Below are 13,130 nucleotides of genomic sequence, written 5' to 3' on the forward strand. Positions count from 1 at the left end.
CATGATCAACTTCCGGCTCATCCGCCACCTTTGGCTCTTCCTTGCCGTCGCCGAAGAGCAGCATTTCGGGCGCGCGGCGCGCCGCCTCGACATGTCCCAGCCGCCGCTGACCGAGCAGATCCAGGCGCTCGAGCAAGCGCTCAAAGTGAAACTGTTCGAGCGCTCGCGGCGCGGCGCGCAGCTCACGCCAGTGGGCGCCGCCATCCTGCCTGCGGTGCGCAAGTTCGCCGACCAGCTCGAACGGCTCGAACTCGCCGTGCGCGAAGCGGTTGCCGGACGCAGCGGCGTCCTGACCATCGGTGCGATCTCGTCCGCCATGGTGGACGTCCTGCCGCCGTTGATCGAGCGCCTGAAAGCCGACTATCCGCAGCTCACCGTGTCCGTGAAGGAAATCGACAGCGTGGAAGCAATTCCGGCGCTCGAAACAGGCGATATCGATCTCGCGTTTGCGAGGCTCGAGGGTGAATTGGGCGCAACGGTCGAATCATTGCCGCTGAAGCAAGATCGCCTGATGGTGGCGATGCCGAAAACGCATGCGCTGGCCGCAAGCCCGCGCGTGCGGCTGGCGGCACTGGCGGACGAGGAATTCGTGATGTTTTCGCGGCAGGTGAGCCCGGTCTATTTCGACAGCCTCGTGGCGTCGTGCAGGTCCAACGGGTTTTCTCCGCGCATCGTCCACGAGGTGCGCTCGGTCGCGTCTCAAGTTGCGTTCGTCGGATGCGGCCAAGGGATCGCGCTCGTGCCGGCGTCGCTCAAGAAGCTCGCGCCGGAGAATGTGGTGTTTCGGCCGCTGAAGGAAAACTTGAGCGTCGTGACCACCGCCATGGCCTGGAGCACGGCCCGCGACAATCCGCTGATCGAAGCCGTGGCGGCCATGCTCGGCAACGCTCGATCCAATCGGAAAACGCACGCTTAGGAAATCGGCCGCATGGCGGCATCGTGCGTCGCTTGTTTAGTGAGACTAAATTTGTGCCCCCCTACTCCTTGCCCTGCGCCTCGCAGGAAGTCCGGCTCGGCGGAAGTTGGGCCCGTCTGCAAAGATATTCGACCAACCGCTGTGCAGCTAGCTGTAGCGACTCGAAGTTCTTGAAGCAAACAACGAAGTGCCGGTTTGCCCAGGCATCGGTTAGCGGAATGATACGGACATTGAGCACCCGTCGATAAGTTTCGGCCACCTCGACGGGAAGTATGCTGACACCCAGACCCGCCGAAACGACCCTGAACGCAGCGTCGAAGCTCGACACGATCACGCGGTACGAGATCGTCTTGCCCGCGCTGGCTGCCGCGCGTTGGAGCATGGTGTGGACCGCGGTGCTGGGTGGCAGGCCGACGTAATCGAATGGGAGCGTTTCGTCGAAGGCGATCGACTTCTTTCTCGCTAGAGGATGGTCAGCGTGCACGGCAACAGCAAGGCGATCGTTCCGGTAAGGCCGTATCTGCAAACCCTGTAAATCGGCGTTGTCCCAGCAGACGCCGACGGATGCCGCGCCCTCGCGAAGCTGTCGGGCAAGATCGATTGAAAGTCTTTCCTCGACGTCCACCGTGATATTCAGATTGGCCGGTTCGCGCATGAACGATGCGATGTCGTCGAGTAGCGCTTCGGCAATCGCGGACGGTGAAGCGCAAATGCTTACGCGACCCTTTACGCCCCCACCGAACGCGGCAAGATCGGTGGTGATGCGCTCCATCGCGAAGAGCACGCCTCGCGACTGTTCGAGCAGCGCCGCACCAGCAGGCGTCGTCTCGACGCCTCGACGCCCACGCGTCAGCAGCGAAACCCCAAAATCGCTCTCCAGTTGTCCGATACGCTTGCTGATTGCGGACGGCTCGATATGCGCCTCTTGCGCCGCTCTTGCGATGTTTCCGTACTCGCAAACGGCGACGAACAGGCGCAACGTTTTCAGGTCGATGTCTCGCATGTTGCCCTTCGAGTGAGGTTTGCCCCGAACCGTCGCGCCTCGGTCACCTGAGACGTGGCGTTCCGGCTTGGAACGGTTGCTTTCCAAAATACCTCTTCTGGCACGTTTCCGGAAGCTCTAGAGTGGCTGTCGCAACCCCGGCATATTCGGAACTGGGGAGCCAGACGGAATCAGGAGATAACCGTGGATCAGCTGCATAACGAACTTTCCCAACCGGAACGGAAGGTTCGCTTCGGCGGACGCATTCTGTTCCTGTCGCAGGACGCTTCCGTGATGGAGCGACAACTACGGGGAGAGGACGTGAGCCTTGGGCAAGCTCGCCCGTTGCGTAGCGACGTTTCGACGGACGAGATCACGCCCGCCTACGTCTGCTATCACTACGACGAGCAACTGGGCGAGTACCCTTACCTCGGTCTCGACTGCTCCGGGACGCAGCCAGTGAAGCCCGGCACTGTGAAAGCGGGCAATTTCGCGGTTACCGTGGCGAATCGGCGCTACGGCAAGGGCTCGTCGCGAGAGGCAAGCCCGTTTGCGGAATGGTGCGCGGGGATCCGCCTCGTCATCGCGGAAAGCTTTGAGCGAATCTATCGGCAAAATTGTCACAACCTCGGCATGCTTACGTCGACCGACTTCGGTTTAATCGAACGCATCCGACGGGGCGAGGCAATCCCACTCGACGAATTTACGCGCGGCGAAGATGAGCTGACTGCTGAGCTGATCCGGCGAGGCGGGCTGTTCCGGCTCACCGAGGCGCGACGCTCCGGCTGGCGGCTTCCTATGTCAACGGCTCCAGAACGCCCGATGACCTACGCCGAGAAAATCATCGCCAGGGCCAGCGGGTCTCGCAGTGCGGCGGTTGGGCAAAGTGTATTCGCGAAGGCGAACTGGCGTTATGCGCATGAGTACGTCTCGCCCATGTCCATCAGCTTCCTGCGCCGCGAGTATGGCGACGGCATCGAGCTGCATGATCCGCATTCGATCGTCTGCTTTTCGGATCACCTGACTTTCATTCACAGAAGCATGCCGTCAGAGCGTCGCACGCTCGGACTGCTCGACCTGGCCCAAAGACTTGGCCAAGTTCAGACGGCTTTCTGCGCGCAGTTCGGATTGCGTCATCACGGCCTGTTGGCCGATCGCGAGGGTTCCGAAGGCATCAGCCATTCCATCATGGTGGAGCGCTACGTTGAACCCGGTCACCTTGTGGTGGGAACCGATTCTCATACGCCGCATTGTGGCGCGTTGGGCGCGCTTGCGTTCGGGATCGGAGCCACGGAGATGGCCAACGCGTGGCTTACGGGCGATGTGCGGGTGAAGGTGCCCGAGACTTGCCGAGTCGACCTGATCGGCAAACTGCCGCCGGGCGTCGAAGCAAAAGATATCGTCCTGCATCTTCTTCGCCTGCCATACGTCAGAGAGGGACGGGCCATCGGCCAGGTGATCGAATACACCGGCGAGGCACTTGCTGGGCTGACGACCGATGAACGCGCGACGCTGACCAACATGGTCGCCGAGATAGGCGGGTTGACTGGTATCGTCATCCCCGACGGTGAGACACGACGCTTCTTGCGCGAGCGCAGGGGCATTGAGTTCGAAATCGAGACCTGGATGCATAGCGATCCCGATGCACCCGTCGCGCACACGATCGAAGTGGACTGCTCGCAATTGGAACCGATGCTTGCCACGCCGGGTGATCCGGGGCACGGCTTGATGGTTTCGGCACTCGCCAACGACGTAAAAGTGGATATCGCCTACGGCGGCTCGTGCACGGGTGGAAAGCGGGAGGACCTCAAGCGCTGCCACGACGTGATCGTGTGGGCGCTCGAGCATGGCCTGAAAGTCGCCGAATCGACGCGTTTCATCCTGCAGTTCGGCAGTCAGGACGTTCGCGACTATTGTGTGCGCGAAGGCATGCTCGAGGCGTTCGAGCGCGCAGGTGTTGAACTGATCGAGCCGGGTTGCGGTGCATGCATCAACGCCGGGCCGGGTGTCTCGGAGCGTCCGGATCAGGTGACGGTCAGCGCAATCAATCGCAACTTTCCTGGGCGTTCGGGTCCGGGTCAGGTCTGGCTGGCGAGTCCGTCGACCGTTGCGGCGAGCGCGATAGCAGGTCGCATTGTCAGCTTCGAACAACTGCTTGCAGGGAGATGCAATGCGAAGGGTGATACTCGATACCAAGGACGTCCAGATACTTGACGCCTTGCAGAAGGACGGACGTTTGACGAACGCCGAGCTTGCCCAGAGCCTCGGCATGTCTCCATCCCCGTGCTGGCGGCGCGTACAGCGGCTCGAGCAGATAGGCGTCATTCGTGGCTATCATGCCGATGTTGATCGCCAACGAGTCGGTCTCGGCGTGCTTGCATTCGTTCGGGCTTCGATCGATTCCTTTTCGGAAGTCGAAGCCAGCCGCTTTGCCGAACGGATACAGGGCTTTGAGCACGTGGTGGCCTGCTATCAGGTCGCCGGTGAAGTCGATTATCTTCTACAGATCGTCGCCGCCGATCTGGACTCGTACGAGTCGACGGTAGTGGACCTGCGGCGCATTCCCGGTATCCGCTCGATGCACACGATGTTCGTGCTCAACGAGATCAAATCGCCCGCCGGGTTGCCGGTTCGCCCCACGCTGGAGGATGAGGCGTGATGTGGCCTCGATTGCCGTACCGTTTTGTATCGCGCACTGCCTCCGGGACCAGACGGGGGCACGTAAGCGCAGTGCGCGAATGCGTCAAGGCCAATGAAGCGGCTTACTCCTTCACCTCAACCGCTCCGTTGATCGTGATCGCGACCATGCCGAGGCTGGCTTCGACTGCGCCACGCGGTGCAAGCGGCGCGATTTCGTCATGCGGGCTGTCGAAATAGCGCAGCTCAGCCGTGCCTGAGGTCATCGGCCCCAACACCACGTCACCCACGGCAGCACGCAGCAAACGCTGCGAACCGCGATCCGGCTTGCCGACCACGCTCGGCAAACCCGCCAGGTTGACGACTGGATGAGCGAGCAGGCCTAGCGGGCGCCCCTCTTTGTCGCCGAGTGTCGCCTTCACTTCCACGAGGCGGCGGTCCTTCGACGCGACACTGGCGCCGATTACCGTTCCCGCACGCGGGGAGGCAGCCGCGCGATGTTCGAGCGCGTACGAACGCGTCATCCAGACCTGGCCTAGCTTTTTTGGCCAGCCCTGCAGCAGGCCACGCGCCATTGCGATGTCCTGGTCAACCCAGATCAACGGACAGAAATTCAGCCGTTCCCCCGACTTGGTTTCCACCTCGACCAGTAGGAAGAACTCCTTGTACTGCGCGTAGACCGGATCGGCGAGCTCCCAGCCGTCGGTCGTCGATTGCCATTCGCAAACGTGTCCGCATGCACGCCCGGTTGCCGTGCCGAGGTTTTCGGGCACGTAAGATTGCGCGACCTGAATGTCGACGTCATACGCGAGCGACAGGACCTGGCCGGCGTAGTGCCACGGAGGGGGCGAAAGCAGAGACGATTGGCCGTTCGGCGTGTACGGAGGAGAGAACCCTTTCAACATGGTGTTTGTCCCTTGCGACGAATTGTATTGGCTCGATTGCCGAGAAAAATTCTAGGTTCCTGGCAAGGGAATGTGCTGTCTATTACTCGTCCTTGGCCGAGGAAAAAGAAAAGTCCTGCCAGTGATTGAGGAATCGAGGGCAGGAGATTGCATTGACGAAGCGCTGCGTTAGGGAATGACTTGCAGGACATGAAGAAAGTCGGGCGCGTCGGCGGCAAGGCGCTGCTCTATTTCGAGGCCGCGTCGACGTTCGCGCTGGCGATCGGCTTGCTCGCCGCGCGCTCACGAACATCGTCGGCAACGGCGTGGCGACGATCGTCGTGTCGGCATGGGAAGGCGGCCTGAATCGCGAGAGGCTGGCTATGGCGTTGAATGCCACGCCATCAACCCGCCCCGCCCGGCCACGGCAGCGCGCTGGCGCGCCTGCCCGCCTTGCGCCCGACGATCTCGTAGATTGACACGTCATCACGCTCGAATGCCGCGGCCCAGTCGCTCAGATAGTTACACCACGTCCGAAAGCTCCGGTCATCGACGAGCTGCCGCAGCGCCATCTCCTTCGCCCGGAAGTTCGCCTCCCACAAACGCAGCGTCCTCACGCAATGCCGGCGCAGGTTCTGAATCGTCGAGACTTCGAGCCCGCCTTCGCGCATGGCTGTCAACGCGTAGCCAAGATCGGGCAGCTCGTCGTCGGGGAACACGTATCGGCTCGGGAACGCGCTGTCATCGAACTCGAGCCCGCCGCTGCTTGGCCCGCTCGACAGGATGCCGTAACTGACGAGCACGCCATCCGACGTCAGACGCGCCTGCAAGGCCGCGATGTACTCGGGAAGATCGCTACGGCCATCGCGCTCGAACATGCCGAGGCTCGTGATCCGATCGAAGCGGCCCTCGACATCGGGATAGGCTTGGAGCCTGATCTCGACACGCTCGGTCAAGCCCGCTGCCTTGACGCACTCGTTGGCCCAATCGAACTGATTCTTCGACAACGTAATGCCGACGCAACGCGCGCCGAACTTTTCCGCCGCTCGAATCACCAGCGCGCCCCAGCCGCAATCGACATCGAGCAGGCTGTGGCCCGGCCTGAGCCCGATTTTTGTGAGGACGTGGTCGATCTTCTTGAGTTGTGCGGTCGCAAGGTCTTCGTCGCCGCTTTCGAAATAGGCGCATGAATAGACCATCCTCGGGTCCAGCCACATCGCGTAGTAATCGTTCGACACGTCGCGCAGGTACCTGTCGCGCGCCGGCGTCATCCGCGCGCGAACGTCCTTGAACCACCGCGTTACTTTTCCGTCTAGAGGCATCTGTCTCTCCGTGGTGCGGGTTTTATTCAATGGTCTGCGTCGGCGTGCTGGCCCGGCGTGTCTTGCCGCTTGGTGGTCGGTGCGAAGAGCGTGCTCCGCGGAACCCACACTTGGCGGAATTGCTCGAGTTCGCGCTCCTCGGTGAACACCGACATCGACGGCTTGACCAGATCGTGCCGAGATACGATGCCGAGCAGGCGGTACGTACTCTTGTCTTCGACGACAGGAACGCGATCGAGTCCCGTGATGGCCAGACGGGCGGCCACATCTCTGCAGGTTTCGCCAGGCAGCGCGACTTCAGGCCGCGCGAGCGCGAAGACCGAGCCGATCGGGGTATCGCACTGCCCCGGCGGAATCCGGTCGAGCAGCGTCCGGTCCACCATGCCCACCAGGAACCCCGAGGCGACGACGGGGTACGCACGATACTTCTGGGCCGATCCGAAGTAATCGCGAAAGACCTCGGCTACGGTCGTCTTTGCATCGATCGTCTTCGCCGCACGAGTCATGACCTCCTCGACGTAATGCCTTTCGAGCGGATCGATGCTGTACTCGCGATAGATGTGATAGCCGCGGCGCGCGATCTTCTCGGTCAGGATCGAGCGGCGCATGAGCAGGACCGTAAAGCCATACGCGACAGCGGCGGCCGCCAAGAGGGGAAGCAAGGCGTTCGCGTCGCCGGTCAGCTCGAAGGCGAACACGGCCGCCATCACGGGCGCGCGCATCATGCCGCCGAGCGCGGCGGCCATGAAGATGAGCGGCCAAACCGCCGGGTCGCCGCCGGGCATATACGGAGCGGCAAGCGCGCCGACGCCCGCGCCCATCATCAGCAACGGCGCGAGGACGCCACCCGAGGTGCCCGAGGCCAACGCAATGACCCAAATCACGGCCTTGACGAGCACGATCGAAATCACGGCCTGCACGGCAAGATGGTTTTGCAGCAAGTCGCCGATGACGTCATATCCGACGCCGAGCGTGCGCGGCTGAAAATATCCGCCGATACCGACGACGATGGCGCCCAACGCCGGCCACCACATCCAATGAATGGGCAGCTTGCCGAAGAGGTCTTCCACTTTGTAAAGCCATGTGGACAATCCCCACGACAACGCGCCGGCAATCAGCCCTGCGATGGCCGACGCCACGATGCCGATCGGGCCGAGCGGCATCGTATGCAGCGGGAACAACGGACCGCTCCCCAGCAGCAGCGGGCGCGTGAAGCCAGCCACAGCACACGCGATGGCGACCGGCAAAAGGCTGCGGGGCCGCAGCTCGAACAGCAGAAGCTCGATGGCGAGCAGCACGGCCGCAACCGGCGTGCCGAACACCGCGGTCATGCCGGCGACCGCCCCCGCCACGAGAAGTGCCTTGCGTTCGGCGCTCGACAAATGGAAGTGTTGGGCGACGAGCGAACCGATGGCGCCGCCCGTCATGATGATCGGGCCTTCCGCGCCGAACGGCCCGCCGCTGCCGATTGCAATGGCGGAGGCGAGCGGCTTCAGGACGGCCACTTTCGGCGACATCTTGCTCTTTCCGAACAGAATCGCCTCGATGGCCTCGGGGATGCCATGGCCGCGAATCTGCTCCGAACCGAAGCGCGCGATCAAACCCACAATCAGCCCGCCGACCACAGGCGCCGCGACGACGAACCACCCAAGCGTGTTCAGCGACGGAGAACGGTTCGCCGTCGATATCGTCTGGAAGAAGAAGAGGTTCGTGAAAAAGTAGATGAGGTGCAGCAGAAAAGCGGCGGCGACCGTGCTCAGCACGCCGCCGACGGCAGCAATGAGGCTGATGCGCAGGAGTCGGACATCTGTTGCGAAATCGCCCTTGTGCTCGCCCATGATTCCCCTTGCCTGGTAGCCGAAGATCGGATGCATCCGAGGCGTATATATATCACGTTGTGATGTAACGCGCTCGGATGCCGCTGCGGGCTACCAAGCTGGGGCGATGGCTTGTGCGTGAGTCGAAACTATGCGCGGGACAATCTCGTCAGCGCCTGCTTCAAGAGATCAAGAGACCGACCGCCGCGCAAGCGGCGTTTCCGGCGTCGGATAGCCGGCTTCGCGAAACGTCTCGATGATCGCGCGGTTCGTGTCGAAATAGACCTGCCAGTACGTGCTGTTGTGCGTGTAGGGACGCACGCAAAGCACCGGACCTTCCGGCGTGAACGACAGCACTTCGATATCGGGCGCGGGGTCGGTAGCGACGTTCGGAATGCGGGCGATAGCGGCACGCAGCCGGTTGGCGGCATCGATCGGATCGACGCCGTTCGCGATCTTCGCCGTCAGCTCGACGCGCCGCACCGGCAGCGAGCTGAAGTTCGAGATCGTGTCGGAGAAGATCTTGTTGTTGCCGACGATCGTCGTCACGTTGTCGGGCGTGACGATCGTCGTGCCGAAGAGGCCCAGCTCCTTGACGGTGCCGGTCACCCCGCCTGCCGTCACGAAGTCGCCGACCTTGAATGGACGCAGTATCTGCATGAAGATGCCCGCGGCGAAGTGCGCAAGCAGTCCGCCCCAGGCGGTGCCGATTGCGAGACCCAAACCGGCGAGCAGCGCGGCGAACGAAGTTGTCTGGACGCCGAACACCTGCAGGATCGCGAGGATCAGCAGCAGGGTCAGCAACGTGCTGAGAATCGAAGTGAGGTAGTGCGCGAGCGTCGCATCGACCTTGCCGTTCTTCGCGAGCACCTTGCGCAGCAGGCCGGTGATCAGGCCGATGACCCATCGGCCGATGATCCACAATACAATCGCGCCGACGATTTTGGTCCCGAAGTCGATGCCCCGGGTCATGATGAACGCACGTACGCTTTCGAAGTCCAAGGTGCCCTCGCTACCGTTTTTAGTCTTCGCAAGTTATAGGCGAGGACTCACGCGTTAGCAAGGGCCGTTCCTGCTGCGGGCTATGGAAACCCGAGGCGTTTGACAATCCTTTTCGTTCGGCAAGCACCGGGTTAGTGCGCCGATTGCATGATGCGCACGAGGCGTTGCTTGTATCGAAGCTCGCCTTGCTGACGCACTTCGAATTCCACCGCATCGCTTTGAATGGCGAAGAGCGCGGTTGCAAGCGTGTTCTCGTCATCGGGGTCGGCCGGGTCGTCGCGGTAGATCGGCAAGCCAGCGGGCGCTTTGTCGAACAGCACGTGCAGCAGGTTCGCTCCGCTCGCGCCGGCGTCGCCGGGCAAGATGCGTTCGAGGCGGGCTTGGCGGTCGCGTGACGAATCGGTGACAATCTGCGCTTCCGTCTCGCAGCCGGCGTGAATCAGATGGTTCGCGTGGCCGGATAGCTTCGCGACTTCTTGCACTGAACAGCGCGCAACGCTCGCCTCGACGCTCAGCAGCCGCTCGTCGCCCGCGCAGCCGAGCGTGTGATGAAACCCGCTTGCGCGCGATGCATCGGAGAGCACGCGCACCGCCGAATCGAGCGACGATTCGTCGAGCACAGCACGTGCGAGGATCATCCGCGGCACGCCCGCGGCGGGATGCTGGATGCGGATGTTGTTGATCGCCTGCACGAGACCGGCGCGATTCACGGCGAACGTATGCCCCGGCAGCGAACCCGGATAGTAGAAGCTCACGAATCCGGGCTTGCCGTCGGGCCTGACGTCGACCAGCATGCATGTGTTGCGCAGATACGGGTCGCCGTCTTCGTTATGAGCGATGAAGCGCACATCGCCGCTGCGTGCCGCAAGCGTGGTGCAGCCGTCCGGCGCGTTGTGTATCAACTCCCCTCGGCAGTTCCACAGAAAGACGTCTTCGGCGGACCATCCGAGGCCCTCCGCCATGCCGTCGAGTTCGGCGACGATCGCCGGGAACGACGCCTCGGCGGCTTCACGCAACGCGCGCACGAACGCATGGCCGCGCCATCGGCTCACGGCGCGCCACGCGCTGCTCTGTGCCATGTATGCGTCCATGACGGGCCGCGCTAGCGCGCCCAAACGCCGGCCGATTTCGTACGGCTCCCCGGAAATGACGGTGGGGTTCAGAACCTGCATGAACTGCGCAGCCTCGCTTAAGAAACGTGTTTGAGAAAGTCTTTGAGCCGCTGCGTCGGCGGCCGGTCGATCAACGCGGCGGGCTCGCCGTCTTCCGCGATGCCGCCCTGATCCATGAACAACAGACGCGTGCCCACGCGCTTGGCAAAGCCGATCTCGTGCGTGACGACGATCATCGTCATGCCTTCGGTCGCCAAGTCCTGCATCACCTTCAGCACTTCGTGACGCAGCTCGGGATCGAGCGCCGAAGTCGGCTCGTCGAACAACATCAGCTTGGGCCGGATCGCCAGCGCGCGCGCAATCGCGACACGCTGCTGCTGCCCCCCGGACAATTCCGAAGGATAGTGATTGGCTCGCGATTCGAGCCCGACCTTGTCGAGCAGCGCCATCGCTTGATCGCGCGCCTCGGCCCGCGACGCGCCGCGCACTTCGACGGGTCCGAACATGACGTTCTCGAGCGCCGTCATTTGCGGGAACAGGTTGAATTGCTGAAAGACCATGCCCGCTTCGAGCCGGATGCTGCGAATCACCGAGGCATGGCCCTTGACGCTCTGACCATCGACGAGCAGCTCGCCGCTCGTGATCTTTTCGAGCGCGTTGATGCAGCGAAGCATCGTGGACTTGCCCGAGCCCGACGGCCCGACCACCACGACCACTTCTCCCGCATCGATCCGCAAGCTGATGTCCTTCAGAACCGGCAAGTGCCCGAAGCTCTTCGAGACCTTATGAAACTCGATCATGCTCATAATATCCGCATCCTCCGCTCGACGAGGCGAAGCATCAGCGTCATGACGCCCGTGAGAACCAGGTAGATCGCGGCCACCGCCGTCCAGATCTCGACGGCCTGAAAGTTGCCTGCAATGATCTCCTGGCCTTTGCGCGTCAACTCGCCGACGCCGATCACAATGAACAGCGACGTGTCCTTCAAGCTCACGATGCACTGATTGCCGAGCGGCGGAATGAGCCGGCGAAACGCGAGCGGGCCGACGATCTTCAGCAGCACACGCGGCATCGAAAGACCCATCGAGAGCCCCGCTTCCGTGAGCCCCTTCGGGATCGAAAGCAGTGCGCCGCGCACGACTTCGGCCAGATAGGCGCCGGAGTTGACCGTGATCGCGATGATGGCCGCCGTCAGACCGTTGATGCGGATATGCGCGAGCAGCGGCAAGGCGAAGTAGAGAAACATCACCTGCACGACGATAGGCGTGCCGCGAATGAGCTCGATGTAGACCTGAGCCAGCACGTTGAGCACCGAAGGCCCATAGGCGCGAAACATCCCGGCGATCGCGCCGACGACGAAGCCGCCCAAGAGGCCGAAGATGGCAATGAAAATCGTCAACCGGACTCCATCCATCAAGTCCGGCAACGCTGTCCAGATAGCAGACCAGTCGAATTGCACACACCGCTCCTAGTAAATTGAACCTCGGCGCAGCCGCGCCGAGGTCATCCAGCGATTACGACTTGGGCGGCTCGGCGCCGAACCACTTCTTGTACAGCTTCGCGTAGCGGCCATCCGCCTTGATCTTGACGAGCTCCTGGTTGACCGTGGCCACGAGCGGGCTGCCCTTCGGGAAGCCGATGCCGTACTTGTCGCCGCTCACCGGATTGCCCGCGACCTTCACCTTGCCCTTGCCCTCGTTGTTCACGAAATAAAGCACGTTCGGCGTATCGTGCATCGCCGCATCGACGCGGCCGGCTTCGAGGGCGAGATAGGCCTGGTCGATGTTCGGGAACTGGCGGATTTCCTTCGGCTTCAAGTGCGCCTTGATCCAATCGATGGTCGCCGTGCCCGTCTTGGCCGCGATCACCTTGCCGTTGAGATCGTCGATCGATTTGATGCTCGTGTTGTCCGTCTGCACCATCGCGGCGAGACCGCTGTCGTAGTACGGGTCGGAGAAATCGATGGCCTTCTTGCGTTCCTCCTTGATCGTCATGCCCGACAGCGCGACGTCGATGTTCTGCGTCTGCAGCGCCGGAATCAGGCCGGCGAAGTCCATCGGCTGAATCGTGTATTTCCAGCCTTGATCCTTGGCGATTTCGGCCCACAGGTCGAGGTCGAAGCCGACGTATTTGTCGCCCTGCTTGAACTCGAAGGGCATGAAGGACGTGTCGGTTCCGACGATCAATTCTTTGCTTTCCGCGTGAGCGACGCTCGTACCGAGCATCGCAAGCGCGACGACAGACATAAGGAAGGAACGACGTCCCATGATTTTCTCCGCAGTGGTTGGCGATGCGCCCGGATAACGCCGGGGCAAACGACAAACGTCAGGCCGCGCTTCAACATGCGATGTTTCACACACCGATCACGCAACAAGTGTTGTCACGGCGGATAGTACAACAACAAAAAGAACAGCAACAAGAATTTGCGGAGCGGAAAAACCCTGAGCACGCGGGCGCT

13 protein-coding genes are annotated in these 13,130 nt (G+C 62.2%); 4 read left to right on the forward strand and 9 right to left on the reverse strand.

What is annotated here, in order from left to right; translation table 11 throughout:
• Position 1: 1 nt before the first annotated feature.
• A complete protein-coding gene (locus tag FAZ95_RS38340) occupies positions 2 to 916 on the forward strand; it encodes a LysR family transcriptional regulator (protein ID WP_137337480.1) in 915 nt (304 codons plus the stop codon).
• Positions 917 to 977: 61 nt separating this feature from the next.
• Here FAZ95_RS38340 and FAZ95_RS38345 read toward each other — a convergent pair whose 3' ends face one another.
• Complete coding sequence (locus FAZ95_RS38345) at positions 978 to 1,919, reverse strand: LysR family transcriptional regulator (RefSeq protein WP_137337817.1); 942 nt, start codon at positions 1,917 to 1,919, stop codon at positions 978 to 980.
• Positions 1,920 to 2,102: 183 nt separating this feature from the next.
• On the opposite strand from FAZ95_RS38345, the gene FAZ95_RS38350 reads away from it, so the two are divergent.
• Together FAZ95_RS38350 and FAZ95_RS38355 are read left to right on the forward strand one after the other, a co-directional pair.
• Positions 2,103 to 4,112, forward strand: coding sequence for an aconitase family protein (locus FAZ95_RS38350; RefSeq protein WP_437437772.1), 2,010 nt, complete (start codon positions 2,103 to 2,105; stop codon positions 4,110 to 4,112).
• A gap of 22 nt (positions 4,113 to 4,134) precedes the next feature.
• Complete coding sequence (locus FAZ95_RS38355; RefSeq protein WP_254700225.1) at positions 4,135 to 4,557, forward strand: Lrp/AsnC family transcriptional regulator; 423 nt, start codon at positions 4,135 to 4,137, stop codon at positions 4,555 to 4,557.
• Positions 4,558 to 4,660: 103 nt separating this feature from the next.
• Here FAZ95_RS38355 and FAZ95_RS38360 read toward each other — a convergent pair whose 3' ends face one another.
• The gene (locus FAZ95_RS38360) at positions 4,661 to 5,440 is read right to left on the reverse strand and encodes an acetoacetate decarboxylase family protein (RefSeq protein WP_137337482.1); all 780 of its coding nucleotides are present in this window, start codon (positions 5,438 to 5,440) and stop codon (positions 4,661 to 4,663) included.
• Positions 5,441 to 5,629: 189 nt separating this feature from the next.
• Here FAZ95_RS38360 and FAZ95_RS39810 point away from each other — a divergent pair, with 189 nt between their 5' ends.
• Complete coding sequence (locus tag FAZ95_RS39810; RefSeq protein WP_217497498.1) at positions 5,630 to 5,785, forward strand: hypothetical protein; 156 nt, start codon at positions 5,630 to 5,632, stop codon at positions 5,783 to 5,785.
• Positions 5,786 to 5,823: 38 nt separating this feature from the next.
• On the opposite strand, the gene FAZ95_RS38370 is transcribed toward FAZ95_RS39810, so the two are convergent.
• The 7 genes from FAZ95_RS38370 to glnH form a co-directional block, all read right to left on the reverse strand.
• Positions 5,824 to 6,741 (reverse strand): class I SAM-dependent methyltransferase, encoded by a 918-nt coding sequence (locus FAZ95_RS38370; protein WP_254700227.1) that lies wholly within the window; start codon positions 6,739 to 6,741, stop codon positions 5,824 to 5,826.
• 26 nt (positions 6,742 to 6,767) lie between these two features.
• Positions 6,768 to 8,579: a chloride channel protein gene (locus tag FAZ95_RS38375; RefSeq protein WP_137337483.1), complete on the reverse strand. Its 1,812-nt coding sequence runs from the start codon at positions 8,577 to 8,579 to the stop codon at positions 6,768 to 6,770.
• 168 nt (positions 8,580 to 8,747) lie between these two features.
• Complete coding sequence (locus FAZ95_RS38380; RefSeq protein WP_137337484.1) at positions 8,748 to 9,560, reverse strand: mechanosensitive ion channel family protein; 813 nt, start codon at positions 9,558 to 9,560, stop codon at positions 8,748 to 8,750.
• Positions 9,561 to 9,691: 131 nt separating this feature from the next.
• The gene (locus FAZ95_RS38385; RefSeq protein ID WP_137337485.1) at positions 9,692 to 10,732 is read right to left on the reverse strand and encodes a C45 family autoproteolytic acyltransferase/hydrolase; all 1,041 of its coding nucleotides are present in this window, start codon (positions 10,730 to 10,732) and stop codon (positions 9,692 to 9,694) included.
• Between the two features lie 17 nt (positions 10,733 to 10,749).
• Positions 10,750 to 11,478 carry a glutamine ABC transporter ATP-binding protein GlnQ gene (gene glnQ / locus FAZ95_RS38390; RefSeq protein ID WP_175425880.1) on the reverse strand — a complete coding sequence of 243 codons (729 nt, stop codon included), beginning with the start codon at positions 11,476 to 11,478 and terminating at the stop codon, positions 10,750 to 10,752.
• The gene (glnP, locus tag FAZ95_RS38395; protein ID WP_137337487.1) at positions 11,475 to 12,131 is read right to left on the reverse strand and encodes a glutamine ABC transporter permease GlnP; all 657 of its coding nucleotides are present in this window, start codon (positions 12,129 to 12,131) and stop codon (positions 11,475 to 11,477) included. The genes glnQ and glnP overlap by 4 nt, the downstream gene beginning before the upstream one ends.
• A gap of 55 nt (positions 12,132 to 12,186) precedes the next feature.
• Positions 12,187 to 12,939, reverse strand: a complete 753-nt coding sequence (gene glnH / locus FAZ95_RS38400; RefSeq protein ID WP_137337488.1) for a glutamine ABC transporter substrate-binding protein GlnH — start codon at positions 12,937 to 12,939, stop codon at positions 12,187 to 12,189.
• Between the last annotated feature and the right edge of the window lie 191 nt (positions 12,940 to 13,130).

The organism is Trinickia violacea, from assembly GCF_005280735.1.
GTDB lineage: Bacteria > Pseudomonadota > Gammaproteobacteria > Burkholderiales > Burkholderiaceae > Trinickia_A > Trinickia_A violacea.

What these genes read in the sequence shown, in the direction of transcription:
- FAZ95_RS38385 (WP_137337485.1), bottom strand. Translation starts at nt 10,732, where the DNA reads ATGCAGGTTCTGAACCCCACCGTCATTTCCGGGGAGCCGTACGAAATC.
- FAZ95_RS38360 (WP_137337482.1), bottom strand. Translation starts at nt 5,440, where the DNA reads ATGTTGAAAGGGTTCTCTCCTCCGTACACGCCGAACGGCCAATCGTCT.
- FAZ95_RS39810 (WP_217497498.1), top strand. Translation starts at nt 5,630, where the DNA reads ATGAAGAAAGTCGGGCGCGTCGGCGGCAAGGCGCTGCTCTATTTCGAG.
- FAZ95_RS38370 (WP_254700227.1), bottom strand. Translation starts at nt 6,741, where the DNA reads ATGCCTCTAGACGGAAAAGTAACGCGGTGGTTCAAGGACGTTCGCGCG.
- glnH (WP_137337488.1), bottom strand. Translation starts at nt 12,939, where the DNA reads ATGGGACGTCGTTCCTTCCTTATGTCTGTCGTCGCGCTTGCGATGCTC.
- FAZ95_RS38345 (WP_137337817.1), bottom strand. Translation starts at nt 1,919, where the DNA reads ATGCGAGACATCGACCTGAAAACGTTGCGCCTGTTCGTCGCCGTTTGC.
- glnQ (WP_175425880.1), bottom strand. Translation starts at nt 11,478, where the DNA reads ATGAGCATGATCGAGTTTCATAAGGTCTCGAAGAGCTTCGGGCACTTG.
- FAZ95_RS38375 (WP_137337483.1), bottom strand. Translation starts at nt 8,579, where the DNA reads ATGGGCGAGCACAAGGGCGATTTCGCAACAGATGTCCGACTCCTGCGC.
- FAZ95_RS38340 (WP_137337480.1), top strand. Translation starts at nt 2, where the DNA reads ATGATCAACTTCCGGCTCATCCGCCACCTTTGGCTCTTCCTTGCCGTC.